The sequence below is a fragment of the Micromonospora sp. C81 genome (assembly GCF_018070425.1).
In the GTDB taxonomy this organism is placed as follows: domain Bacteria; phylum Actinomycetota; class Actinomycetes; order Mycobacteriales; family Micromonosporaceae; genus Micromonospora; species Micromonospora zamorensis.
Genome location: NZ_JAGPXS010000003.1, coordinates 494665 through 517068, shown reverse-complemented (window position 1 = coordinate 517068; position 22404 = coordinate 494665). Strand labels below are relative to the sequence as shown.

The window sequence follows — 22404 nt, the reverse complement described above, 5'->3', positions numbered from 1 at the left end:
TGAGATGGGCGAATGACCATCCGCCGGGTGACCGCCGACGACCGTCTCACCACCAGCTTCCCGCTGGCCGCGTACGCCTTCGAGTCCTCGCCGCTCAGTGCGGCCCGGATCGACGAGTTCCGCGACTACCTGCCCTACCAGGAGGGCAACCGGACGCTGATCGCCGAGGAGAGCGGCGCAACGCTGGCCGCCGCGTCGGCCATTCCGATGCGGCAGAACCTGCGCGGGGTGGTGCTGCCGATGGCCGGTGTCGCCGGGGTGGCGACCCACCCGCTGGCCCGCCGGCAGGGGCACGTCCGGACGCTGCTGCATCAACTCCTCGACGAGATGCGCGACGAGGGGCACTCGCTCAGTGCGCTCTATCCGTTCCGTCCCAGCTTCTACGCCCGGTTCGGCTACACGGGGCTGCCCAAGCCGCGCCGGGTCACCTTCACCCCGGCCAACCTGGGGTCACTGCTCCGGGTGGACCTGCCCGGCGAGGTGAGTTGGGAACGCATCGCCGCCGGCTATCCGGCGTGGCGGGCGTTCACCGAGCGCAACCTCCAGGAACGACACGGCTTCTCGATCTTCCCGGACTACCGGGCGGTCGGGATGCGCGACCGGGACGAATACTGGCTGATCACCGCCCGGGTGGCCGGCGAGGTCACCGGCGCGTTGACGTACCGGATCGACGAGCACGGCGGCACGCTGCACGGCAACGAGCTGCTGGTCGCCGACCCGCTCGCGCGGGCGTTGCTGTTGCAGTTCCTCGCCCGGCACGTCGACCAGATCGACCGGATCACCGTCCAGGTCCCGCCCGACGAGTTGCCGGAGCTGTGGCTGACCGACCTGGACGTGCACGTCGAGGCGCGGACGGCAGTGCCGGGTTCGTCGGCTCCGATGGCCCGGCTGCTGTCGCTGGACGCGTTGCGTGGGCTGCCCGCCGGCCCCGGCCGTGTACGGGTCGAGCTGACCGGGGACCGATGGCTCGCCGGCACGCACCTGCTGGACGGCACAACCGGCGTGCTGGAGCTGGTCGGCGACACCGCCGACCGCACGCCGACCGCCACCCTCACCGCGGCCGGGCTCTCCGCCCTCGCGTACGGGGTGCTGGACCCGGCCGAGCTGCCGTTGCGCGGTCTGGGTGAGGTGCCGGTGGACGCCGCCGCGGAGCTGCGCGGCATCTTCCCCCGCCGGGTGCCGTATCTCTTCGCCGACTTCTGAGCCTTCCTCACGACCGGGTTTGTCGCCCCGGCGGGCGTGGGTAGGGTCCCGCGAATGCCGGAGTGGTTACAGGCGGGTGGGTGGGGGCTGCTGGCCGGGTCGGCTCTGCTGGTCGGGGCGACGGTCGGCTGGTTCGCCCGGGTGCCGCAACGCGTCACCGCGTCGATCATGGCGTTCGGGGCGGGGGTGCTGCTCTCCGCCGTGTCGTTCGAGTTGATCGCCGAGGCACACGAGCAGGGCGGCCTGCTGCCCACCGTGCTCGGCGCTGCCGGCGGAGCTGTCGTCTACACACTGGCCAACGTGGCTCTCGCCCGGCACGGCGCCCGGCACCGGAAGCGGTCCGGCGACCAGCAACCCTCCGAGAACGAGCAGCCCGGCTCCGGGTCGGCGATAGCCGTGGGCGCGCTGCTCGACGGCATACCGGAATCGGTGGTGATCGGCGCGAGCCTGCTCAGTGGTGGCACGGTCAGCCTGGTCACGGTGGCCGCGGTCTTCCTCAGCAACGTGCCGGAGGGTCTGTCCAGCGCGGCCGGCATGCGTCAGGCCGGCCGGACCCGGCGGTACGTCTTCCTGCTCTGGACCGGGATCGCCCTGATCAGCGGGGTCGCGGCGCTGCTCGGCAACACGTTGCTGGGTGGCGCCCCGCCGGAGGTGCTGGCCGGGATCACCGCACTGGCCGCCGGCGCGATCCTCGCGATGATCACCGACACCATGGTCCCCGAGGCGTTCGAGGACGCGCACCTGCTCGTCGGTCTGGTCACGGTCGCCGGCTTCCTGACCGCGTTCGCCCTGTCCCACAGCTGACCACCGGACACACCGCCACAAGCGGCGCGGCGGCGGGCGGTGCGGCGGTCTGCAGGCGGGCGGCGGTGGGGGCGGTGGGCGGCGACGGTGGGCGCGTGGCTTAGCGGTGCATTAAACCGGCCCGGCGGATTCGTCGTGATGCCGTCGCGGCTCCTAGCATCACGGGGTGCGCATGACGTCGCTTGCCGCTCTGGTCGTCCTCGGTGTCGCCGCCGCAACCCTGCCCGCCTGCGCGCCCAACGATCCGGCCCCCACCTTCGAGGCCGGCTCGTCCGCTTCGCCGACAGCCCTGCCGACCGCCGGCCAGGGCGAAGCGCCGGTCGCCCGCGACGGCCTCGGTGGCCCAGGGGCCAGCGCGAGCCCGAAGCCCGCCGAGAAGGTCCTCGCGGCCGGCAACCCGAACGGCAGGGCCAGCGTGCCGGCGGAGGCCCGGGCGGTGGACACCTCGAAGCCGACCCGGACCGTCGGCACCGGCACCCCGGCGAGCTGCACCTCCGCCGCGGTCGTGAAGGCCGTCGCGGCCGGCGGTGTCATCACGTTCAACTGCGGGCCGGCCCCGGTGACGATCAAGATGACCGCCACCGCGAAGGTCCGCAACGCCAACGGGCCGAAGGTAGTGCTGGACGGCGGCGGCATTGTCACGCTGAGCGGCCAGGGCCAACGCCGCATCCTCTACATGAACACCTGCGACGAGGCCCAGGGCTTCACCACCTCGCACTGCCAGAACCAGGACCACCCGCAGCTGACCGTGCAGAACCTGACGTTCGCCGACGGCAACTCCACCGGCGACAAGGCCGAGGGCGGCGGCGGTGGGGCGATCTTCGTCCGCGGTGGGCGGTTCAAGGTGGTCAACTCGCGCTTCGTCCGCAACCGCTGCGACCGCACCGGCCCCGACCTGGGCGGCGCGGCCATCCGGGTGCTCAGCCAGCATGAGAACAAGCCGGTGTACGTGGTGGGCAGCACCTTCGGCGGCGGTTCCTGCTCCAACGGGGGCGCGCTGAGCAGCATCGGGGTTTCCTGGGTGGTGCTGAACAGCGTGCTCAGCCACAACGAGGCGATCGGCAGCGGCGCCAACCCGGCCAAGTCCGGCACGCCGGGTGGCGGCAGCGGTGGCGCGATCTACTGCGACGGCAACGAGTTCACCGTACGGATCGCCGGCACGATCATCGAGAACAACAAGGCCAACGAGGGCGGTGGTGCGGTCTTCTTCGTGAGCAACAACCGCACCGGCACGATGAAGATCGAAAACTCGACCCTGCGCCGCAACCCGAGCGGCAAGTTCGAGACCCGCGGCTTCCCCGGCATCTTCTTCCTGGGTGCCCAGAACCCGACGGTAACCGCATCCAAACTGAGCTGACCCAGCCTGCGGATCCGGCGCCTGCGCGCCGGCTCGGCCTGCGCGCCTGCCCCGGTGATCAAGAGGTTTCGGTCACCGGAGCCGCCTTTCCTGACCGAAATCTCTTGATCACCCGGGCCTGCCGGCGGGTTGGGGTCAGTAGGGGTTTCCCTGGCCTGGGGGGCGGGCTTCGAGCAGGGCTGCGGGGCGGCCCGGCAGGTCCCGTGCGCCGGACATCGGCGGGCTTCCCGTGTGGGCACCGTCGGCCATTCCCGCGAAGAGTTCCTTGAGCGCCGTGAGCGCGCTGATCGTGGGCTGCCAGCCCAGCTCGGTCTCCGCCCGCTCGCTGGACATCAGCGGGGCGTTCAGACCCAGCTCCACCCAGCCCGCGTCGACCGGCTGCAGCCGCGCGCGCCAGGTCAGCGCCGCCGCCACCCGTAGCACCGGCGCGGCGACCGGCACCGTCCAACCGTGGAAGTGCCGGGCCACCAACTCCGGGGTCAGCACCGGGTCCGCGGCGAGGTTGAAGGCGCCGCGCGCATCACCCAACACCGCCCGGGCGTACGCATCGGCCACGTCATCGGCGTGCACCGCCTGCATCCGCAACCGGCGGTTCGTCGGCACCAGCGGGATCCGGCCGAAGCGCAGCAGCCGCACCGGCGCCAACGGGCCGAGAAAGTAGCGGGTGATCTCCGTGCCCGCGGCCCGCTGGAAGATCAACCCGGGTCGCATCCGCACCACCCGCAACGCCGGGTGTTCGCGCTCCACCCCGTCCAGCAGCGCCTCCACCTCGGCCTTGTGCTCGCTGTACGACGAGCCGGGCACACCTGTGGCTGGCCACCGCTCACTGATCGGGTGGTCCTTCGGGCCGGACGCGTAGACGCCGACCGACGACGCGTACACCAGAGCCGGCACACCGGCCCGGACCACCGCGTCGATCACCGCCCTACTGCCGTCGACGTTGGTCCTCCGCAGCACCCGCTGGTCGTGGCTGGGCTGGATCTGCCAGGCCAGGTGCACCACCGCGTCCGCACCGGCGAACACCTCGGCGAGCTGCCCCGCCGCGCCCGGCGCGCCGATGTCACAGGAGTGCCACTCCACCTGGTCGTACGGCTCGCCGGCATCCGGGCCGGGCAACCGCCGGGCAACCCCGGCCAGCTCCACGCCCCGCTCCCGGCGCAGCCGCCGCAGCACCGCCGTACCGACGTTGCCGCTCGCCCCCACCACCACGATCCGCATGTCCGACCCCGTACCCGCCCAGCAGCAGCTCAACCACCCACCCGAGCGGACCGTGTGCCCGGCGTGCCCGGCGGTCTTGATCCACTCGGCTTCCTGAAAGTCGCGGTATCCCGGCGGGCACGACAGCCCGACTTCCGGAAACCCGAGTCGATCAAGGGCGAGGAGAGTCCCGGACCCAGCCGTGCTTCTCCGTCCCCCGCCGGCCGGTGGTAGCGGCCAGGCAACGTGGGCAGATCCAGCCCACCGCGTCAGCCTCCGTGAGCACGTCGGTGCCCGAGTAGTCGAAGCGCACATGCGGGAAACGACGCAGCCGGGTCCGGCTCAGAGCGAGGCCGCACACGGTCTGGTTCTGACCGGGCCGCCAGGCATGCACCTCACCACCCGGCTGGCGTACGCCGTCCGGCCCGGTCTCCTCGCCCGACGCCGCCACGGCCGGGATGCTGCTCGCCCTCATGACCATGCCGGTTCCCCACCCGCCCCCACCCATGCGTCGCCTGATCAACCTCACCGGCCTCTCGCTGACCCGGCGATGATCAGACACGGCGAGCGCCGGCTGAAGGCAGGCATCGACGGCCGGCCGGAAGCCGAGAGTCGCCGGCGCTCACCGTCGGGTAACCTGAGCGCGCGGGCCGCTAGCTCAATGGCAGAGCTGTGGACTTTTAATCCATAGGTTCAGGGTTCGAGTCCCTGGCGGCCCACTCCTCCGCAGCTCAGCGGCCCTTTGCGGGGCCGCTGTTGGTGTCATTCGGGCCGGTACAGCAGCGAAGTACAGCAGTTGACTCTCGCCTGCCCGACTCTTGCCGAGCCGCTGCCCATCTCGCACGCCAACTACCGGCAGAGTGAGCCGATCAGCTCTTCGAAGCCGGGGAACTCTTCCCGCCCTGCGGTAATGACCTCATCCCGACCTGCGATGCGATGGTGCCCAGCGTTGGGCGATCTCGGCAAGGCGCTCATCCGTGCGCGGCTCATGTTCATGATCGGGATAGGCCGTTGCTTCCCATGGACCGAAGCCGTCGGCGAGAAGCCACAGGTAGTCCCACAGGTTCTGCGCCACGACGGCCGTTTCGCCCTCCGAGCCGAGAAACACCACCGGCTGCTCCTCGATCGGCTCACCATGACGCACCAGCCAAAAGGCGGCGAGGCCACCCGTGCCGTCCTGCCCGAAGACCCGGAAGTCGGAGCCATCAAGCTGCGCATTTCCCGTCCACGCCCTCCACCACTCGGCAATCTCGCCCGAGTCGAGGAAGTGGGGGTACGGCTCGAAGTCAACGCCGGCCCCGTCCCTGTAGTCGAAGCCGGCCTCGTGAGCTTCGGACAGGGGAGTCGGCAAGGTACGACCATCGTGATCCACGGCAGCACCCTAGCGACGAGAACCGACGGAACCACCGACAGCGGATCGGTCAGGGGTCCTTACCGATCCAGCGCTTGGCCGAGCCGCTTGAGCGCGTCGCGGGTGGCCGCCGAGGACACCACCGTGTAGATCTCCATGGTGATGGCGAACTGGGCGTGCCGAAGGATCTGCATTGCCACCCGGGGATGCACATCCAGGTCCGCCAGGAGCGAGGCGCAGGTCCGCCGGGCATCCCGGACGGTGATGCGCCGGAGTCCCGCCGCGTCGCAGCGCCGGTCCCAGAAACGGTTGAAGTTGCGTGGCTCGACCGGTCGGCCGTAGCGGGTGGTGAAGATGAGGTCCGAGGGGTGCCAGGCCGAGCCGGCGGCGTCCCGGGCGGCGGTCTGCCCGGCGCGACGGCGGTCGAGCGCCACGGCGCAGATGTCCGGGAGCGGCAGGGTGGCGTCCGAGGTGGCCGTCTTGGTCTCCCGGTGCAGCAGTTCGGCACCGACCCGCTGGAGCTGCCGGTCGATGGTCAACTCCCCCGCGTCGAGGTCGATATCGGCCCAGGTGAGCCCCAACATCTCGCCCTTGCGCAGGCCGAGCACCAGGACCAGGACGTACGCGGCGTATAACGGGTCCTCGTCGGCGCGGGCCGACTCCAGGAAGCACCGCGCCTCGTCGCTCGTCCACTGATTTCGGCCGGTCTCGTGCGACCTCTCGGGTTAGGGCTTCAAGGCCCCGCCTGACTGGCCTCGGTGCCCGATGGGTGTGCGTGACCGTCGGGTATCCGACGCGGCAGAGGGCTCGGGGTAGAGGGCAGGGGCATCGACTGGCAGTGTGAACCGATGGGTTTCATGGACAAGCTGCTTCGGAAGACCGTCCGGCCGAATGAGGGGAGCCAGGAAGCCCCGCAGCGAGTAACGCCAGTCGATGCTGTACCGAGCCAGGCGGGAGAGCGCGACGGCCTGCCGGACAAGTGGTACGTGCCGCAGGACAGCAGCTCTGATCGATTCATCGGCGCAACCGGTCTGCCGACGCTGCGCCTGATTCCGTACCGGGACGCGGGCGGTGAGCACGTCTTGCGGCTCTGCGAGGACGGTACTGGCCTTCTCGTCGGGCCGACGGATCGCCGACTTTCCCGTGCAGGCATCTACGTTTCCCAGCTTCGCGGCGAGGCTCACCACCAGGCCGAGTGTCGGGCTGGCAACTTCTATCCCGGCGAGCCGGTGCGGCTCGTTCGCGAGCCGGAAAACCCCTACGATCGAAACGCGGTGGCAGTGTACGACGCCACGGGGAAGCACATGGCCGCGTACATCAACAAGCAGAAGGCGCGAACGCTAGCGAAGCTGATTGACTCGGGTGCCGAAATCGAGGCCATCTCAATCCGCGGCACCCGTTCCGGCTTGGCATGCGATCAGGTCGCCATCCTGGCAGCGAGTCCCGAGGTGCTGCGGCACGTGCTGAGTCCTCGTTCGGCAAACGCGCCCCGTCCCGCGCACGAGCGTGACCGACCGCCAGACTGAGTGACTAAATAGGTGACGATCACGGCGTACACACGTGGACGGTGGCGGACGATGAAGGACGCGGATGCCAGCCTAGGGCGTAGGTTAGGGCAGGTCGACGAGTCCTGATCGTTTCCTGGGGGTCAAGTGGCCTCACTAATGCTGCTCCCTGGGATGGGGTCGTTTCCCCGCATAGGCGATTGCGGTACACCAAGAGCCCGAATCTCCCGTGCGTATCCAACCCGCGTCCTATGCGCAGATAGCAGCCCCGTAGCGGACAGCGTCATCGCCAGTACACCTAGGACAAGGCCTAAGATATCAAGCGCCTTGATCGGGCCACTAAAGGCGACAACCACCAGAGCTGCCGCCTGTGGCAGAACGATCAACACGAGGCCAGACAAGAGGAGTGGGCGCGCAAATCCACCGCTCCGAATGCTTAGATAGGATTGGGAGTTATTCCACTGGACCGGCAAGTCGCGCCCTGGATAGCTGCGGTACAGCCAGCCAGAAAGCTCGATTCCCAGATACCGCGCCAACGCCCCAATAAAGATCGTGTGCTGACTGTATAGCTGACTCGCACCTAACCCGAGAAACGGTATTGCGTAAAGAACGGGTCGGTATGAATCGTTGAGAGACGCACCGAACAGGCTGGCACTGCCGGCTAGGAAGAGAAATAAGACAGTGTCTCGCAGGCCGACTCTATGTGATATTTCTGCTCGCGTGCTTGAGTAAGATTGGAACGCGATTTGAAGTAGTTCGTTCTGATCGTTGGGAGATGACGAATCCACCACGCTACACTCCAATCCTTGCTACCAAAGGTAGGCGTAGCGGTCAACGTCGCTCAAGGAGCGGTGCCGCTGGCACCTCTGGCGCGTTACGGCCATTGGGTTGTAGGCGCGGAAGACCGCACGGGCGCAGCCTGGCGGGCTCGCATACGGACTGCCGGTTCAATCGAGCTTGACCGCCACGCGCTCGCGCGCCTGGTCGACGAGGACCAGGACCCGCAGAGGTCGGCTACTACGAGACGGTCAGCGATCCAGACGCACGGGCAATGAATCGACGCGACGCTCCTACGCAGGCTAGTACCAGCGCAGGCTACGGCGTCTCTCCGGTCGCGCCAGAAACCCTGAGCGGCCGGACTTGAGTGACTAACCGAGATACACACCGTCGGACGACAGTGGACGTGAGCGGAACCTCCCCGCAGCTCAACGAGCGGGAAGGCAGCGCGCACCATGACAGCTTGGGACACACCCTCGCCGGAGTCAGAGTGCCTGGACGTTGCATCGAAAGTCCGAAGCTCGGGGGTGGAGGGACCTTCACGTACGGCGATCTAATCGGTACTCTTCGCACTCATGGTGTCCCGGAGTAAGCCGAGCCTCTGGCGGTACTGGGGGTACGGCGTCTTGGCTGTGCTCCTCCTGTCCCTTGGTAGCAACTCGTTTGGTCCCGGCATCTACGCGGTCCTCGTCGGCCTCTTGATCCTGTTCGTGCTGTTCCAGGCCCCGGTGTACTGCGGCGCAATCAACCGCAAGCGCGGCGGCGCTGTGGAGTTCTGCCGCAACAACTCGACCGGCCTGGTCATGGGCTGTCACCTTCGACAGCACAAGTGGCAGAAGTTCGGGCGTGATTGGTGGTCTCTCGGCTGGCGCGAGAAATCGAAGGGCATCTGGACCGGGGCGTCTGCGAAGCTGGCGACGATCAGTGGCCTCGTCGGCACGATCACCGGGATCATTGGGGTTTTCAAGTAGGTGCCGGTCTGCTGTGCAGGCAGAGGCAAGGAACAACGACCGCCAAGATCGTCTGGCACAATCCGGGCACAACTGACACCAACAAGTGCCGTCAACCGCTGTAAGGCAACGGAAGACTTCGCCCAGGTCAGCCGACCGATCCGCCCGATTGGGCATGGTCGATGCCAGGCGAGAGGGGTTCAGGGTTCAAGTCTCTGGCGACCCACCACTTACCGCGCCTGAGTTGTGCGAACCCCATACGCAGGAGGCCCCAGAGTCTGAGCAAGCCAGACGGATTCGCGTTCAGCCGCCCGGATCGGCCGACGAGTTGGCCGAAACATCCCCAGACCGTCCCGGGCACCATCGACACTCAAGCGCGCCCTACCAGGGCGGCGGTATGGCGCGCTACGGGTCGAAGACCGGGACAAGCGGCGGAGCGATCTGGAGAAACCGCGTCATCTTGTGCGGGTCTCCAAGATCGTCGACCGGCTGCGGTGGCGGCCATTCGACGGGGCGGTCGGCTGGCCAGATGGGCCGTAGGGCCTCGACTGCGGCAGACCCGGGGTTGGGGCGTGCCCGTAGTCCAGGCCAATCGTGCTGCAGGGCCAGGGCGAAGAAGTGGCCGGCCTGAAAGACGGTGGCGTTGAGAACGCCGCCCTCGTTGCGGTACCTCTCAAGGTCGGGCGGCGCCGGGAAGACGGGGAGCTTATCCGTCACCGGCATGAAATGGGCACCGAAGAGCTGTGCCCTGCGGGGCCAACTCGGGTTGGCGAGATTCAGCCGCCGTCCGATCCAGACCCGCATCGTGTTCGGTGGCGCCCCTTCGAAGTGGTAGACCCGACGGTAATGCGACTCTGGGATGGGTTGCTCCACGCTGCTGGTCTGTGCCGCAACGAGACCCTTGAGCGCGACCCAGTTGGCCACGATCTGCTGAGCGTCGGCATCGAGTTCTACGGCTTTGCCGACGACCATGGGGCCGACAATTCGCTTCGCTGCGTTCTCCAGTCGGCTCATCCATCCGTTGTTGCAAGCGTCGCAGAAGACGCGCACCGTCGCGGTGAGGACCGGCTGTTGCCACTGCTGGCGACCGGCGATGCTGTTCCAGCGTTCGACGTGGCCGTGCTGCCTCAACGCGGGAAGGTACTCCCGCAGCCAGTCGGGCCAGACGTGCTCTTTGGTGATCTGGCGGTTTGTGGTCCCGCAGAACCGGCACGCATTGGGCACGAGGTCGACAGTACGACGGCTGTATGACATGGGCTAGGTGGGTTGAGGCCCGGACTGTCGAGCGACCGCCAACCAGGCTCCGGCTATACCGGACGAAACCCCGAGCGTGCATCCCCGCAGCGGGGGTCGGCCTGGGTCTTCGACGGAACGGCTGTCGACAGCAGCGCCGCCGGGCGGCGGCACACTGACGAGCGCTGGCACGGACGAATCTCCGAGCGTGCAGCCGTTCCCGGACGCCTGCGTACGCGGTGCACAGAGCTTGTAAGCGAGATGTCGTCATAACGACTTTGCTCGTGTCCCAAGCAGGTTCATCATCTGCCGGTGGACCTGATCGTTCTTCGACGAGACCCCCGCACGATCGGTATGTGTTTTGGGTGGGATGTGCACGGACGGCCGCAGCCGGTGACTGAGAGCTCGCTTCGGAATCTCTTCGCTGTCCTTCCGCCCACAGAGCGCGCGCCGGACGGCGTACAGGCGCTGCTCCAGGCAGCCCGAGACGCCTGTATAGCTTCCTTGGTGTCGTACAACGTGCTTCCGTTCGGGGTGCTTGCGTCCCTGCATGCCATCGAGGCCGCTCTGCGGGCCAAGATCGAGCTCGCGGGCGGAAGCGCTGAAGGTAGAGGCAGACAACCGCTGCCATGGAGAGCGTTGTGGGATCGTGCGGTGTCGCTCAAGTTGATAGCCCCCGAGGAAGACGGGGACGAAGACATCGTGGAGACGGGCCGCCGTGTCCGGAATATGTTCTCGCACCCGAAGACCAGCATGGTGATGCCCTACGCCATGGCGTTGCCGATGATCATCACCAGCCACAGGGTTGTGGCAAGGCTTTTCCCCGCCCTCCCCTGATATCCGTACAGCAGGCAAGTGCAATGTCGTAAGCAGCGGTACGTCGCTCCCAGAGCCGATCAAGGTGGAGCGACTTGCGCTGACCTCGAAGAGTCGCCCACGTCAGGACTATGTTGCCGCCGATGGCGGCCAGAGCCACAACAGACGCTTCGCTGAACTCCATGAACGTAGTTTGGCAGTCCGAGTCGAGCGGGCTGAGCCGCACAAGGCTTGGGGCGGGTGACCAACTGGGTGACGACGAAGGCGTGCCAGGGTGGACGTAGATGGACGGTGGTGGACCGTCCGTCCAGCTCGACCCTGCCACTGGCGCAGGCCATCGGCCGGCGATGGTTCCTCCACACAGAAGCGGTCAAGGTCCGCCGACAAGCGGCCTGGCGAAGCTTGACATCCATGGGAGCGTCGGGATGGCGATTGGTGCCCCGGACTATGACGGTTGTTGCCCGAACCCGGGAAGCCAGTCAAGATCACCGTCATCGTCCTGAGGCTATGGAGGCAGGACCGACGACAGTTCCTCATCACCGTGAGACTGCGCTTCCGGCTGGGTGCCGGTGTCGTTGATAGTGTTAAGGCGTGCCTGCTCATGCGCGCCTTTCCCTCGTGATCGAAGCCGCGGAGTCGCTTGCCGCAGGCCTGACGAATCCGACGCTGCTCGTCACACTGCACCGCGACATCGATGAGCTGAGCGGCCTCGACGGTTGCAGGCTGGGGCGTTCCACCAAGCAGTACGCGCTCCGCTGGGCGATCTTCACCATGTCCTATGCGGCCGTCGAAGCGTTCTTCAACGACGTCCTCCGCGATCCCACGAGTCCGCGCGCGCTGCCGCTGAATCCGGACAAGCTTCACCAAGCTGGCGAACTATATGGCGTCAAGCTCTTCACGAACGACTGGGGTGTGCGGACGCGGGTCCAGGGAACCGGAGCTGGCAATCGATCCAGGTGGGCCGTGTTCGCCGGCAAGCAGTCCCTCGGTGCTTACCTGGCGGACATGAAAAAACTCCGCGACCTGCTCAGCCACGGTCAGGACCCACGGGCGGCGTCGAACGCTTCGGGTGCACTGTGGACGCTGGCGAATGGGGGCCATTCGATGCGGCTCATGGGCGCAGAAGGTTTCATTCAAGCCGCCTGCGATCTATCTGCCCAGACGGTGCTGGCCTTCGGTGGTGACCTGAACGACCTCCCGGAGTGGCCCGAGCCAGCTCGATCAGGGCTCTCGGCGGAACCGCGCCCGGCGCTGAAGCTCTTGCCCGCCGACGCATAGATTTGCCCACACCGTCGGCAGGTTGGACACCCTGACCGGCATGGGGCCCGGCGCCGACAGCAGCGCTGACAGCAACCGGCCGGGACGAGGGCAACCGCCGGCTGCCGATCACGGACAGCCGCCCGAGGTCGCAGACGTGGATGGACCTTGCCGGACGGAGCACGCAGAACTTGTAAGCAAGGCGTCAGGCAGGTACCGCTAGTCGCTGAGCCCTTCATCCTGCTCAGTGAGTCTGTTCAACTGGCCGATCAGGCGGTCACGCTCCTTTAGCAGGTCGTGAAGCTGCTGCTGTTGCTCCGCGCCGAAGAGTTGATTCTTGAGCGTTGACTCGCGCTGGTACTGAACTGTCCAGACCTGCCCGAGAAAGGCGGCACAGGCGAAGATGGAGCCGGCCACAAGAGCGATGCCGAGCTCCCGCGTTGGGTCGATCAGCGTTAGGGGCACGCCAGTACTGAACGTGGTCAGACACAGCGCCGCGAGAAGCGAGACCCACGCACCTGAACTCATCCGGCGCGTAATACGACGCTTGCCGTAGCCCGCGCCCCACGACATCGAGGCGTGAGAAAAGGCGTCCCATAGCTCTTGGTCGACAGCCTCCAACTCGTCGGTGAGCCGGTCGGCAGCTCTTGATGGCTCTTCCGGTGAGACACGATGAGTCTTCGCCACGGCTGGAGCGTAGGTGGGCAATGCAAGCGTGGCCGACCTGTGAACAAGGAGGCAGAACTGCCGATGGATAGCCAGCGATGGCATGAAAAGATCATCGGGCACACACCGGGCACAACTGGGGCCGACAAGGGCTGTCAACCGCTGTAAGGCAGCGCAAGCCATGGCCCAGGTCCGCACGCCGTTGCGCCCGATTCGGCATGGTCCCCGGACCGCGAGAGGGGTTCAGGGTTCGAGTCCCTGGCGGCCCACTCCTCCCCAGCGGCCCTTTGCGGGGCCGCTGTTGCCGTAGTTCGGGGCGGTGCAGCAGCGAAGACAGCAGTAGCGCCTTACCGGTCCAGTGCCCTGCCGAGCCGCTTGAGGGCGTCGCGGGTGGCTGCCGAGGACACCACCGTGTAGATCTCCATGGTGATGGCGAACGGCGCGTACCGGAAGATCTGCATCGCCACCCGGGGTGAACGTCCAGTGACGGTGCAGACCATCGGGCAAGCTTGAGCGGTGGTTGTGGAGACGGTACGTGTCGAGGGTTATCACGAGGTTCTGGCGCTTCATCGGATGCTCATGGAGTGCAAGTCCGATGACCTCGGGAGTGTCTACGCTGGCAGCCCGTTCATCGCCGCCATCCAGCACCGTTTAGTCGATGCTCTTGAAGCCGCCGACCCGGGCCAGGGGTGGCATGACTGGCGGAACGCCGATGGTCATCCTCGCCGGGTCAAGGCCATTCGTGCACATCTGACCGGAGCGGGAGAGTGGTGGCATGACGCCAACGGGGAGCAGCGCGCGGCCTACGTGCGAGACATCCTCGCGCCGTTGCGGCCCTCGCCGGAGCTGCTTGCTGAGCTGATCACGATCGCGTCCGATCGCCGGCTGGGCGACTAACCGAACGACGATCGGTGCGGACCCCAGTGGACATGCACGGACGATGGCGGAGCGCCTCCCCAGGTCAAGGGCCACGGAACAGCAGCTCACGAGGCGGTGTTGGTTGCCTGGGGGTCAAGAGGTCGTTGGGGCCGCACCGACACCGGCAGAATGGTGGCGTGATGACCGAGCCCGTCACCGCAGGTCGGATGGAGTTGGTGGATGACCTGGAAGGGCTGCCCGGCAGTTCCGGCGGCTGTCTTCTCGCCCTGACGTTGGAGGATCCAGTCTTGCTTCGTGTCGGCGACGTCTGGTGGGTTGAGGACGAGGTGCTGTACGTCCAGCGAGGGGATGTCCCGGCTGTGGCGCACCGAGGTCGCGTCGAATGGCGGCGGAAGTGGTAGCGCGGAGGGCCTGTGGGGCACCGCAGGGGGCACAAGACATCGCGAGACGTCGTCAACCGGCGAACAACCATGAGAGCCCGAGACGACGGGTGAGCAGGTGCCGGAACGGTGTCGAGCGGTCCATGACCGGGTAGAAGAGGCCGCCGTAGCGCTCCTCGAACCAGACCATCGCGACGGCCAGTTCCTCGGCGCAGACCGCACTGGACCGGTCGGTGCAGATCAAGGAGACCAACGAGCGTCGCCGTATCGGCGTCGATCACCAGACCGGTGAGATCGTCGTTCTCGACCGGCACCGCCGCATCGAGCCATCCAACCCTGGCGACGACGTCGTCGAGATCTACCACGGCCATGTCCGCGACTGGGAGGACCACAGCAAAGACGGCCCGAACGACGACATGCGCAACGCCCTCAAGCGTGCCGGGCTGGTAGACAAGAAGGGCAGGCCGACCGCGCCGCCGAAGGACGAGGCATGAGCACACAGCGCAGCTACTACGAACCGGCTCCGGCGACCCACGACACGGCCACAGCCGCACTCGCGGTGGGCGATATCGACACTCTCACCGACTCGATGGTCGGGCTCGCCTTGCACGACGCGGACTGGCGGTGGTGCCGGGACTTCTACCTACGCGTGCTGGATCATCCGGAGGAGGACGTCCGCGCCACAGCAGCGATCTGCCTTGGCCACCTTGCCCGCATCCACCACCAACTCGATACCGACAGAGTTCTGCCCGCCCTGCGTGCCCGCCTGCGCGACCCGGAGGTCGGTGGCACGGTGGAGGACGCCATCGCCGACATCGAGCAGTTCCTCGCTCTCCCGCCCGGTGCCGAGGGACGATAGACACCGAACCAAGCTCGATGGCGCGGGATGGCGCCAGGCCCACCGGACGGCAGCGCTGGTCCGGAACCTGGCGCCGGGAGCTGACGCAGTTATCCTCTTCAGGTGCTGGCCCGTGGAGATCTTTGACGCGGGGTCCGGCACTGCGAAGGGACTATCGACATGCCCCGTGTGGTACCGGCGGTCATCCGCGCACTCGACGTCCTCGAACTGTTCCTGGACTGCCCCCAACTGTCGGCCCGTCAGGTGATGGAGCGGCTCGACCTGCCCCGTACCACCGTCCACGAACTGCTTGTCACGCTCGAGGCTCGCTCGTACCTGATCTCCGTTCCGGGCCAGCCGGTGCAGTATCGGCTGGGCATGCCGCTGTTCCAGCTTGGCGCGGCGTTCGCTGGCCGGCTCGACCTGGTCCGCGAGGCGCAGTGCGTCGCGCGGGACGTGGCCGCCGCCTGCGACGAGGCGGTCCACGTGGCCGTGCTCGACGGCGCCGATGTCATCTACCTCGTGAAGTTCGACAGCACGCATCCGGTTCGGATGGTTTCGGCGGTCGGGCGGCGGCTGCCGGCTCACTGCACGGCGGTCGGCAAGATCCTGTTGTCCGCCCTTGATGAGGCGAGCCTGGACGACGTCCTGACGAAGGGCGACCTGCCGGGCATGACGCCGGACAGCATCACGGACCCGGACCGGCTCCGCGAGCATCTCGACCGTGTCCGGGCTGACGACGTCGCTGTCGACATTGGTGAGTCTGACAGCGCCATGCGTTGCGTCGCCGCGTCGATCCGAGACCACTCGGGCACCACCATCGCCGCCATGAGCCTGTCCGCGCCGATCATTCGCTGGACCCCCGAGGCGCACGTGGAGTGGACCGGATTGGTTCGCGAGGGCGCTGCGGCGCTGTCGGCCCGGATGGGCTACCGGGCTCTGTCTCGATAGCCGACTTCCCGCTTTCGGCTCGAAACCTCATCGAAACATTGACATCGCTCAGAGCGCTGCTCTAGCGTCGCGACCACTCGATACGGTATCTCGAACTCAGTTCGAAATCTCGAACGGTGGTGGTCCCGTGGCCCGACCGAACTGGTACGTCAACGCTGCTTTCTCGGCCCGGCCCCCGATCGCCTCAACGCACTGATCGATGCGGGCGACTCGTCCGTGGTCGCCGTCATGAAGACACACCTGAAGCACGAGCTACGCCCTCGGCGTGCCGTGCTGCGGGGACTTGAAGGAGGCGAAAGTCCATGGACAACAATCCAGCCTGGTCACGGCGCGGCTTTCTGGGGATGGGGGTGGGGGTTCTCGGCGCAGCCGGCCTGGCCGCCTGTGGCGGCGAATCCGACTCGCCCTCCAAGGTGCAGGCGGAGGTTCCGCAGGAGCTGATCGACGCCGCGGCGGCGATGAAGGGCTCCTCGATGGGGATGCTGTCGCAGAAGCTGTATTCCACGGCCGCGAACGACGCCCTCGACAGCTCGATCAAGAAGTTCGCCGACACCACCGGCACGAAGATCGAGAACAGTCTGGTCCAGGCCGACGCGGGTGACGTGGTGGCCAAGATCGACGCCGAGGTCAAGGGCGGGGTGGCGCGCGATCTGGCGTTCATGACCGACTCACGGTTCGTCGCGCAGTTCCAGGCGCTGGGCGACCTGGAGGACGTGACGGACGTCGTCCAGGCGCTGACCGCCAAGTACGGCGAACCCTGCGCTGAGGCCAAGAACTTCTGCGTCTTCGACGGCAAGTGGTTCGCGATCCCGTACCACTTCATCGGTATCGGGTCGTTCCTGCGCAAGGACTGGATGAAGGACAAGGGCATCTCCCCCAAGGACATCTACAGCTGGGAGGAGTTGCGGGATCTGTGCCTGGAGATCTCCGATCCCGCCAAACGCCGATTCGGCTGGGGCATGACGGTGAACCGGTCCGGTGACGGCAACGGCATGATCGAGGCACTGATCAACGCCTACGGCGGGTCGATCGCCTCCAACGACGGCCGGAAGGTCACGTTCAACTCCCCGGAGACGGTGCAGGCGGTGACCTTCCTGGGCGATATTTACACCAACCCCAAGTACAAGCCGATGCTGCCGCCCGGGGTGGCGAGCTGGACCGACACCAGCAACAACGAGAACTGGCTCGCCGGGGTCCTCGGCTACACCCGCAACCAGTTCAGCGTCTACGCCGACTCCAGGACGAAGAAGAACCCGGTGCACGCGAACACCCACGTGTTCTCCGACTGCATCGGGCCCGCGACCAACAACCCCCTGCTGCTCGGCCAGTCGCAGGGCTTCGTCGTCTTCAAGGGTGCCAAGAACCCCGCGCTCGCCAAGCTCCTGGCCCAGTACCTGGTCAGCGCGCCCGCGCTGCTCGGGGTCGCGAAGGAAGCGCCCGGCCTGGTGATGCCCGCCTGGGAGAAGGTCTGGGACGCCGACCCGTTCTTCACCAGCGGCGACCAGGCGTTCCCCATGCTGCGCAAGATCACTGAGCTGAAGCTGCCGCTGAACACGAAGAACGGCCTGGCCTTCCCGCAGAAGGCCAGCGCGGGCCAGCAGGCGGTCGGGTCGGCCTACGTCCTCACCGACATGATGCAGCAGGTCGTGCAGGGCACGGCGCCGGCGCAGGCCGTGACGAGCGCCCACGCGAAGATGGTGCAGATCTTCAACCAGCAGGGGCTGCCGCAGTGAGCTCGGTCCGTCCTGCGCGGGTCCCGGCGGCGAGGAAGTCCCCGCCGCCGGGACCCGGCTCTCTCACGGCAACCCAGCGGCGGCTGGGTCGTGACTGGCGGCTGGGGGCACTGTTCCTGGCGCCCATGGCCGTGCTGGTCGGCAGTCTCGTCCTCGTGCCGATCGCCCGGTCGATCGTCACCAGCACCACCGAACGGCACGGGCAGGACACCGTGTTCGTCGGCCTGGACAACTACCTCGCGCTCGTCGGCGACGAGCAGTTCCACACCGGCGTCGTGAACTCGTTCGTCTTCACCGCGTACGCCGAGATCTTCAAGGTTGTGCTGGGGTTGTCCGCGGCCCTGCTACTGCATCATCGGCGTCGCGGCCGGGCCCTGCTGACCGGGTTGCTGCTCGTGCCGTGGGTGGTGCCGACGGTGGTGACGGCGTTCAGCTGGCGCGCGCTACTCGACCCGATCTTCGGCAGCGTCAACACGCTGCTCACCGCTACCGGAATCGGGCCGCTGCTGGCCAGCGCGCACCTGGTCGACAGCTGGCCCGCGGGCTGGCTGTCCGACCCGTCACTGGCCATGCCGTCGGTGATCCTGGTCAACGTCTGGAAGGGGGTGCCGTTCTTCACCGTGTGTTTCCTCGCCGGGTTGAAGGCCATCCCGGCGGACCTCTACGAGGCGGCGACAATCGACGGCGCTTCGTCGTTGCAGCGGTTCACCAACGTGACGCTGCCCGGGCTGCGCCACGTGATCACCGTGACGGTGACCCTGTCGTCGATCTGGACGTTCAACAACTTCGACCTCGTCTGGTTGCTGACCCAGGGTGGCCCGGGCGACGTGACCGCGCCGTACGTGCTCGTCGCGTACTCGAAGGCGATTTTGCAGTTGCAGTACGGCGCGGGGGCGGCGGTCACGCTCGTCATGCTGCCGGTCATCGGTGGGCTGGTGTTCGTCCTGGTCCGGTTGTTGCGCCAGGACACCAACATCAGACTGCCCCGGCGACGCCAGGCGGCGTGGCGGATCGGGGCGCGGCGGTGGGCTGGGACGGCGCGCAGGGCGCTGCCGTGGGTCGTCGCCGCGGTGGTCACCGGTCTGCTGGCCTGGGCATCGCCACAGATCTTCTGGAAGGCGGCGGTGGTCCTCGCGGTGATCCTGCTGGTCGCGGCGGCGGTCGGCCGGGTGGTCTCGACCCTCCAGTCCCGGGGCGGTCGGCGATCGTCGTCACTGGTGTCGGGTCTGGGGTCCTGGGTCGCGCTGGCCGGGTTGCTCTTCTTCGTGCTGGGCCCGCTGTACTGGATCTTCGTCACGGCCTTCAAGTCCGAGGGCCAGGTCGTCATGCGCACCGACGACCTGTGGCCGACGCCGTGGACTCTGGAGCAGTTCGGTGCCCTGTTCGACAACCAGCCCTTCGGCCGCTGGTACCTCAACACGCTGCTGGTGTCCGCGGCGTCCACGGCGGTGGCACTGGTCTGCGCCGCCCTGGCGGGTTACGCGCTGGCCCGGCTGCGGTTCCGCGGTGCGCAGGGCTTCACCGTCACGGTGCTGCTCACCTACGTGATGCCGGGTGCGCTGCTGTTCATCCCGCTGTACCAGATGCTCATCGGCGCGCGGCTCACCGACTCGTTGTGGTCCCTGGTGGTGACGTACCCGACCTTCACGCTTCCGTTCGCCACGTGGCTGCTGGTGGGGTATTTCTCGTCGATCCCCGTCGAGTTGGAGGAGGCCGCGCTGGTCGACGGCTGCAGCCGCGTCCAGGCGTTCGGGAAGGTGGTGCTGCCGCTGGCCAAGCCAGGGCTGCTGGCGGTCGCGCTCTTCACCCTGACCAACGCCTGGAACGAGTTCCTCTTCGCCTTCGTGTTCATCACGAAGGACGAGTACAAGACGCTGCCGGTGGGGATGCAGTCGATGATCGCCGGAGACGTCGTGCCCCAGGGACAACTCGCCGCGGCGTCGCTGCTCGTCAGCATCCCCGTGGTCGTCATGTACGCCTTCGGGCAGCGCTTCCTGACCGAAGGGCTCACCGCGGGCGCGGTGAAGGGCTGACCTCAACGAGGGTCGCGCCGGCAACGAGACGGACCCGTCCGAGCGTTCGCCGCCGCCACCGCATCTCGACCAGTGCCGCTCGGTCGGGATGCGGTGGTGGGCCGGGCCTGTCCGCTAGTCGGCGCTGACGAGCAGGGCGCCGCTCACGGTGTCCACATACCAGCGCTGGTACTGCTCCAGCCGCCAGCCGCGTTGCCGGACGAGCCAGTCGAAGTTGCGGACGTCCTGGGCCAACCAGAGGATGTCGGCCACCTGTTCGACGTCCAGGTCAGGGCGGAGGCCCCCCGTGCCGACGAGTTCCGCGGCGAACATGGCCATGCCGCGGCGGCGGTCGTCGACGTTCTTGCGCCAGATCTCGGCGGCGTCCGGATCGGCCGTGGCAGCCCCGGCCAGGGCGAGCATCACCTGAGCCTGTCGTGCGTTGACCTCGGCCAGATGGCGGGCGTAGCGGGTGAGCTTGGCGCGGGGCTCGGCGAGTGCGCGGATCTCCGCGACGAAGGGCCGGTCCGGTAGGGCCACCGGTTCGTCGTCGCCGGCCAGGGTGACGTCGACCAGTTGGGAGAGCAGTTGTCGCTTGCTGCCGAACACCGCGTACAGGGTCTGGACCGCGACGCCGGCTTCCACGGCGACAGCGGTCAGTGGTGTGGCCGCGTAGCCAGGGTCGACGAACAGCCGGCCAGCCGCTTCGAGGATCGCTCGCCGGGTCTGTCGGGCCTGCTCCTGTCGGCGGGAAGAGTCATAACGTCTCTTGACAACCACCTCTCAAGTGTAGTGCTCTATTGGATAGAGTCTAACTCTATCGAGAGGTGGCGGCCATGCCGTTCGGTGTGTTGCAGGAGATGCCCGGCGTCAGCGAGGCGGAATACCGGCAGGTGGAACGACACCTCGGGCCGGACCGACCCCCGGGTCTCCTCGCCCATGTCGCCGGGCCGACAGAGGACGGCTGGCGGATCATCAACATCTGGCAGGACGAGGCGGCATTCCGCCGGTTCCAGTCCGAACGGCTGGTCCGGGCCGCTGGCCTGGCGGCACAGGAGGACGGCTTCGACCCGACGAAGGCGGCTCACTTCCGCTCGATGAGCGTCGACGGCACCGAGATGCCGTTCTGATGGCCGACACCGCCAGCCTGCGGGCCCGCAGCGCCGCTTTCTGGGCGGGAGCGGCAGCTGGCTGGATTCGCCACGCCGATCGGCAGGACGGGACCGGTCGACCGCTGGGCGCAGCGGCCATGGATCGACTGGCCGCACGACCCGCCGAACGAATTCTCGATGTGGGCTGCGGCTGCGGCGGCACCACGGCCGAGATCGCCGCCGCGGTCGGCGAGACCGGCGCGGCGATCGGTGTCGACATCGACGAGGCGATGGTGACCGCCGCACGGCTCCGGTTCCCCACCGACGGGCACCCGGGCATCCAGTTCCACCTGGCCGACATCGAGACTCTCGATGTCGTGCCGGGTGCCCCGTTCGACGCGGCGTTCTCCCGAATGACCCTGATGCTGTTGGCGGACCCGGTTGCCGGGTGCCGCACCATCCGGCGATCACTGCGCCCGGGAGGGCGCCTCGCCGCGACGGTCTTTCGCGACAGCGGCGTCAACCCGTGGCTCTCCGCGGCGATGCTCGGTGCCGCACCGCATCTCGGACCGCTACCACCGCTCCCGGTCGGTGACGAGCCCGGTCCGTTCGCGTTCGCCGACCCGGCCCGGCTCGTCCGGATCCTCACCAGCGCCGGCTTCACCGCCGTCACGATCACGCCGTGCGACGTCGCCCTGGAAACTCCGGACGACGCCGACGCGGTGGCCGAATGGCTTATCGAGGTCGGTCCGGCCGGTGCGGCGTACCGGGCGGCTCCGCCGGCTGGGCAGGCTTCGGCCCGGGCGGGAGTCGCCCGGCTGCTCGGCCGGTTCCGTGAGCCTGGCGTCGGCTACCGGCTGCCCACCGGCCTCTGGCTCGTCGCCGCAACCTCCGTCGGGGCTGACAGCCCGTCCGCCACAGCCGCTACCCACCAACAACCACGTCAGGACGAAACCCGATGAAAACGATCCGTTTGCTCGCGCCGGCCGTCTGCCTCGTGCTGGCTGCGACGGCGTGCACCGGAACCGACGCACCCCAGCCCAGAGCTGCGGCGCCGGACAGCCCCACCACAACCGCCGCCGCGTCCAGCGCGGCCGGATCCGCTCCGGACGGCGGCTCCACGCAGGTGTCGGCGAAGGAGGTGTGCGCCTACCTGGACGGCCAGTTGCCGACCCTGAAGGGAATCGGGTCCGAGACGGGCGTCATGGCCAACCTCACCGTGAACCTCTATTCCTGGTACGAGAAGCAGGGCCCCGTGCCGACCGGCCGGCAGATCGACGACCAGACCCGACAGGAATGCCCGGCAACCCGGACCGAGGTGCTGAAACTCGCCGGCATGGAGAGCTTCGAACGGCTGTAGTTGCCGCGAGCCGGTCATGACCTCGGCGTATGGGCTTCACCGCG

25 protein-coding genes, 1 tRNA gene and 2 pseudogenes are annotated in these 22404 nt (G+C 67.6%); 19 read left to right on the top strand and 9 right to left on the bottom strand.

Annotated elements, in window-relative coordinates; genetic code table 11:
* Nucleotides 1-12 precede the first annotated feature (12 nt).
* The 3 genes from eis to KBX46_RS08655 all read left to right on the top strand — a co-directional run bounded on the left by eis (nt 13) and on the right by KBX46_RS08655 (nt 3364).
* Entirely contained in the window at nt 13-1203 is a 1191-nt protein-coding gene (eis, locus tag KBX46_RS08665; RefSeq protein WP_210792017.1) for an enhanced intracellular survival protein Eis, read from the top strand.
* 54 nt (nt 1204-1257) lie between these two features.
* On the top strand, nt 1258-2007 hold the full coding sequence (locus tag KBX46_RS08660; RefSeq protein ID WP_210792016.1) for a ZIP family metal transporter: 750 nt from the start codon (nt 1258-1260) through the stop codon (nt 2005-2007).
* A gap of 172 nt (nt 2008-2179) precedes the next feature.
* Nucleotides 2180-3364, top strand: a complete 1185-nt coding sequence (locus tag KBX46_RS08655; RefSeq protein WP_210792049.1) for a hypothetical protein — start codon at nt 2180-2182, stop codon at nt 3362-3364.
* A 135-nt stretch (nt 3365-3499) separates the two neighbouring features.
* Here KBX46_RS08655 and KBX46_RS08650 read toward each other — a convergent pair whose 3' ends face one another.
* Both KBX46_RS08650 and KBX46_RS08645 read right to left on the bottom strand, forming a co-directional pair.
* Nucleotides 3500-4582, bottom strand: a complete 1083-nt coding sequence (locus KBX46_RS08650; RefSeq protein ID WP_088951039.1) for an NAD-dependent epimerase/dehydratase family protein — start codon at nt 4580-4582, stop codon at nt 3500-3502.
* A 151-nt stretch (nt 4583-4733) separates the two neighbouring features.
* Nucleotides 4734-5042, bottom strand: coding sequence for a hypothetical protein (locus KBX46_RS08645; RefSeq protein ID WP_247667118.1), 309 nt, complete (start codon nt 5040-5042; stop codon nt 4734-4736).
* A gap of 166 nt (nt 5043-5208) precedes the next feature.
* Between KBX46_RS08645 and KBX46_RS08640 the strand changes: the two genes are divergently transcribed.
* Nucleotides 5209-5280 (top strand) — tRNA-Lys (locus KBX46_RS08640).
* A gap of 197 nt (nt 5281-5477) precedes the next feature.
* Here the strand turns inward: KBX46_RS08640 and KBX46_RS08635 are convergent.
* Together KBX46_RS08635 and KBX46_RS08630 are read right to left on the bottom strand one after the other, a co-directional pair.
* Nucleotides 5478-5933 carry an SMI1/KNR4 family protein gene (locus KBX46_RS08635; RefSeq protein WP_210792015.1) on the bottom strand — a complete coding sequence of 152 codons (456 nt, stop codon included), beginning with the start codon at nt 5931-5933 and terminating at the stop codon, nt 5478-5480.
* Between the two features lie 59 nt (nt 5934-5992).
* A pseudogene (locus KBX46_RS08630) lies at nt 5993-6604 on the bottom strand (site-specific integrase); the annotation flags it as partial.
* Between the two features lie 156 nt (nt 6605-6760).
* Here KBX46_RS08630 and KBX46_RS08625 point away from each other — a divergent pair.
* The 3 genes and pseudogenes from KBX46_RS08625 (at nt 6761) to KBX46_RS08620 (ending at nt 9165) form a co-directional block, all read left to right on the top strand.
* A complete protein-coding gene (locus KBX46_RS08625; protein ID WP_210792014.1) occupies nt 6761-7438 on the top strand; it encodes an HIRAN domain-containing protein in 678 nt (225 codons plus the stop codon).
* Nucleotides 7439-8283: 845 nt separating this feature from the next.
* A pseudogene (locus tag KBX46_RS32435) lies at nt 8284-8500 on the top strand (hypothetical protein).
* A 326-nt stretch (nt 8501-8826) separates the two neighbouring features.
* Nucleotides 8827-9165: a hypothetical protein gene (locus KBX46_RS08620; RefSeq protein WP_308159429.1), complete on the top strand. Its 339-nt coding sequence runs from the start codon at nt 8827-8829 to the stop codon at nt 9163-9165.
* 384 nt (nt 9166-9549) lie between these two features.
* On the opposite strand, the gene KBX46_RS08615 is transcribed toward KBX46_RS08620, so the two are convergent.
* Nucleotides 9550-10368: a hypothetical protein gene (locus KBX46_RS08615; protein WP_210792012.1), complete on the bottom strand. Its 819-nt coding sequence runs from the start codon at nt 10366-10368 to the stop codon at nt 9550-9552.
* 321 nt (nt 10369-10689) lie between these two features.
* Between KBX46_RS08615 and KBX46_RS08610 the strand changes: the two genes are divergently transcribed.
* Both KBX46_RS08610 and KBX46_RS08605 read left to right on the top strand, forming a co-directional pair.
* Nucleotides 10690-11214, top strand: coding sequence for a hypothetical protein (locus tag KBX46_RS08610; protein ID WP_210792011.1), 525 nt, complete (start codon nt 10690-10692; stop codon nt 11212-11214).
* Between the two features lie 570 nt (nt 11215-11784).
* Nucleotides 11785-12471 carry a hypothetical protein gene (locus tag KBX46_RS08605; protein WP_146766273.1) on the top strand — a complete coding sequence of 229 codons (687 nt, stop codon included), beginning with the start codon at nt 11785-11787 and terminating at the stop codon, nt 12469-12471.
* 198 nt (nt 12472-12669) lie between these two features.
* On the opposite strand, the gene KBX46_RS08600 is transcribed toward KBX46_RS08605, so the two are convergent.
* On the bottom strand, nt 12670-13137 hold the full coding sequence (locus KBX46_RS08600) for a hypothetical protein (protein ID WP_210792010.1): 468 nt from the start codon (nt 13135-13137) through the stop codon (nt 12670-12672).
* A gap of 326 nt (nt 13138-13463) precedes the next feature.
* Complete coding sequence (locus tag KBX46_RS08595; RefSeq protein ID WP_210792052.1) at nt 13464-13616, bottom strand: hypothetical protein; 153 nt, start codon at nt 13614-13616, stop codon at nt 13464-13466.
* A 16-nt stretch (nt 13617-13632) separates the two neighbouring features.
* Between KBX46_RS08595 and KBX46_RS08590 the strand changes: the two genes are divergently transcribed.
* The gene (locus tag KBX46_RS08590) at nt 13633-14013 is read left to right on the top strand and encodes a hypothetical protein (protein WP_210792009.1); all 381 of its coding nucleotides are present in this window, start codon (nt 13633-13635) and stop codon (nt 14011-14013) included.
* Nucleotides 14014-14174: 161 nt separating this feature from the next.
* A complete protein-coding gene (locus KBX46_RS08585; RefSeq protein ID WP_210792008.1) occupies nt 14175-14396 on the top strand; it encodes a hypothetical protein in 222 nt (73 codons plus the stop codon).
* Nucleotides 14397-14448: 52 nt separating this feature from the next.
* Here the strand turns inward: KBX46_RS08585 and KBX46_RS08580 are convergent, their stop codons facing one another.
* On the bottom strand, nt 14449-14619 hold the full coding sequence (locus KBX46_RS08580; protein ID WP_210792007.1) for a hypothetical protein: 171 nt from the start codon (nt 14617-14619) through the stop codon (nt 14449-14451).
* On the opposite strand from KBX46_RS08580, the gene KBX46_RS08575 reads away from it, so the two are divergent.
* From KBX46_RS08575 to KBX46_RS08555, 5 genes are all read left to right on the top strand, one after another.
* Nucleotides 14609-14869, top strand: a complete 261-nt coding sequence (locus KBX46_RS08575; RefSeq protein WP_210792006.1) for a hypothetical protein — start codon at nt 14609-14611, stop codon at nt 14867-14869. The two genes, KBX46_RS08580 and KBX46_RS08575, sit on opposite strands and share 11 nt — an antisense overlap.
* Nucleotides 14866-15234 (top strand): hypothetical protein, encoded by a 369-nt coding sequence (locus tag KBX46_RS08570; protein ID WP_210792005.1) that lies wholly within the window; start codon nt 14866-14868, stop codon nt 15232-15234. Before KBX46_RS08575 ends, KBX46_RS08570 begins: the two co-directional genes overlap by 4 nt.
* A gap of 159 nt (nt 15235-15393) precedes the next feature.
* Complete coding sequence (locus tag KBX46_RS08565; RefSeq protein WP_088951000.1) at nt 15394-16164, top strand: IclR family transcriptional regulator; 771 nt, start codon at nt 15394-15396, stop codon at nt 16162-16164.
* A 302-nt stretch (nt 16165-16466) separates the two neighbouring features.
* A complete protein-coding gene (locus KBX46_RS08560; protein ID WP_210792004.1) occupies nt 16467-17897 on the top strand; it encodes an extracellular solute-binding protein in 1431 nt (476 codons plus the stop codon).
* A gap of 125 nt (nt 17898-18022) precedes the next feature.
* Nucleotides 18023-19930, top strand: a complete 1908-nt coding sequence (locus KBX46_RS08555) for an ABC transporter permease subunit (protein ID WP_247667116.1) — start codon at nt 18023-18025, stop codon at nt 19928-19930.
* Nucleotides 19931-20044: 114 nt separating this feature from the next.
* Here the strand turns inward: KBX46_RS08555 and KBX46_RS08550 are convergent, their stop codons facing one another.
* The gene (locus tag KBX46_RS08550; protein ID WP_308159423.1) at nt 20045-20689 is read right to left on the bottom strand and encodes a TetR/AcrR family transcriptional regulator; all 645 of its coding nucleotides are present in this window, start codon (nt 20687-20689) and stop codon (nt 20045-20047) included.
* Nucleotides 20690-20745: 56 nt separating this feature from the next.
* On the opposite strand from KBX46_RS08550, the gene KBX46_RS08545 reads away from it, so the two are divergent.
* Genes KBX46_RS08545 through KBX46_RS08535 form a run of 3 tightly spaced genes read left to right on the top strand, consistent with a single transcriptional unit; the run spans nt 20746 to nt 22360 of the window.
* Nucleotides 20746-21039, top strand: coding sequence for a hypothetical protein (locus KBX46_RS08545; RefSeq protein ID WP_088950997.1), 294 nt, complete (start codon nt 20746-20748; stop codon nt 21037-21039).
* Nucleotides 21039-21962 (top strand): methyltransferase domain-containing protein, encoded by a 924-nt coding sequence (locus KBX46_RS08540; protein WP_210792002.1) that lies wholly within the window; start codon nt 21039-21041, stop codon nt 21960-21962. The genes KBX46_RS08545 and KBX46_RS08540 overlap by 1 nt, the downstream gene beginning before the upstream one ends.
* A complete protein-coding gene (locus tag KBX46_RS08535) occupies nt 21959-22360 on the top strand; it encodes a hypothetical protein (RefSeq protein ID WP_210792001.1) in 402 nt (133 codons plus the stop codon). The genes KBX46_RS08540 and KBX46_RS08535 overlap by 4 nt, the downstream gene beginning before the upstream one ends.
* The last annotated feature ends 44 nt before the right edge of the window (nt 22361-22404 follow it).

Bases quoted from the DNA above. Each gene is read 5' to 3' on its own strand.
- eis (WP_210792017.1), top strand. From the start codon at position 13: ATGACCATCCGCCGGGTGACCGCCGACGACCGTCTCACCACCAGCTTC.
- KBX46_RS08660 (WP_210792016.1), top strand. From the start codon at position 1,258: ATGCCGGAGTGGTTACAGGCGGGTGGGTGGGGGCTGCTGGCCGGGTCG.
- KBX46_RS08655 (WP_210792049.1), top strand. From the start codon at position 2,180: ATGACGTCGCTTGCCGCTCTGGTCGTCCTCGGTGTCGCCGCCGCAACC.
- KBX46_RS08650 (WP_088951039.1), bottom strand. From the start codon at position 4,582: ATGCGGATCGTGGTGGTGGGGGCGAGCGGCAACGTCGGTACGGCGGTG.
- KBX46_RS08645 (WP_247667118.1), bottom strand. From the start codon at position 5,042: ATGGTCATGAGGGCGAGCAGCATCCCGGCCGTGGCGGCGTCGGGCGAG.
- KBX46_RS08625 (WP_210792014.1), top strand. From the start codon at position 6,761: ATGGGTTTCATGGACAAGCTGCTTCGGAAGACCGTCCGGCCGAATGAG.
- KBX46_RS08595 (WP_210792052.1), bottom strand. From the start codon at position 13,616: ATGGTCTGCACCGTCACTGGACGTTCACCCCGGGTGGCGATGCAGATC.
- KBX46_RS08585 (WP_210792008.1), top strand. From the start codon at position 14,175: ATGACCGAGCCCGTCACCGCAGGTCGGATGGAGTTGGTGGATGACCTG.
- KBX46_RS08570 (WP_210792005.1), top strand. From the start codon at position 14,866: ATGAGCACACAGCGCAGCTACTACGAACCGGCTCCGGCGACCCACGAC.
- KBX46_RS08565 (WP_088951000.1), top strand. From the start codon at position 15,394: ATGCCCCGTGTGGTACCGGCGGTCATCCGCGCACTCGACGTCCTCGAA.
- KBX46_RS08560 (WP_210792004.1), top strand. From the start codon at position 16,467: ATGGACAACAATCCAGCCTGGTCACGGCGCGGCTTTCTGGGGATGGGG.
- KBX46_RS08555 (WP_247667116.1), top strand. From the start codon at position 18,023: ATGGCCGTGCTGGTCGGCAGTCTCGTCCTCGTGCCGATCGCCCGGTCG.
- KBX46_RS08545 (WP_088950997.1), top strand. From the start codon at position 20,746: ATGCCGTTCGGTGTGTTGCAGGAGATGCCCGGCGTCAGCGAGGCGGAA.
- KBX46_RS08540 (WP_210792002.1), top strand. From the start codon at position 21,039: ATGGCCGACACCGCCAGCCTGCGGGCCCGCAGCGCCGCTTTCTGGGCG.
- KBX46_RS08535 (WP_210792001.1), top strand. From the start codon at position 21,959: ATGAAAACGATCCGTTTGCTCGCGCCGGCCGTCTGCCTCGTGCTGGCT.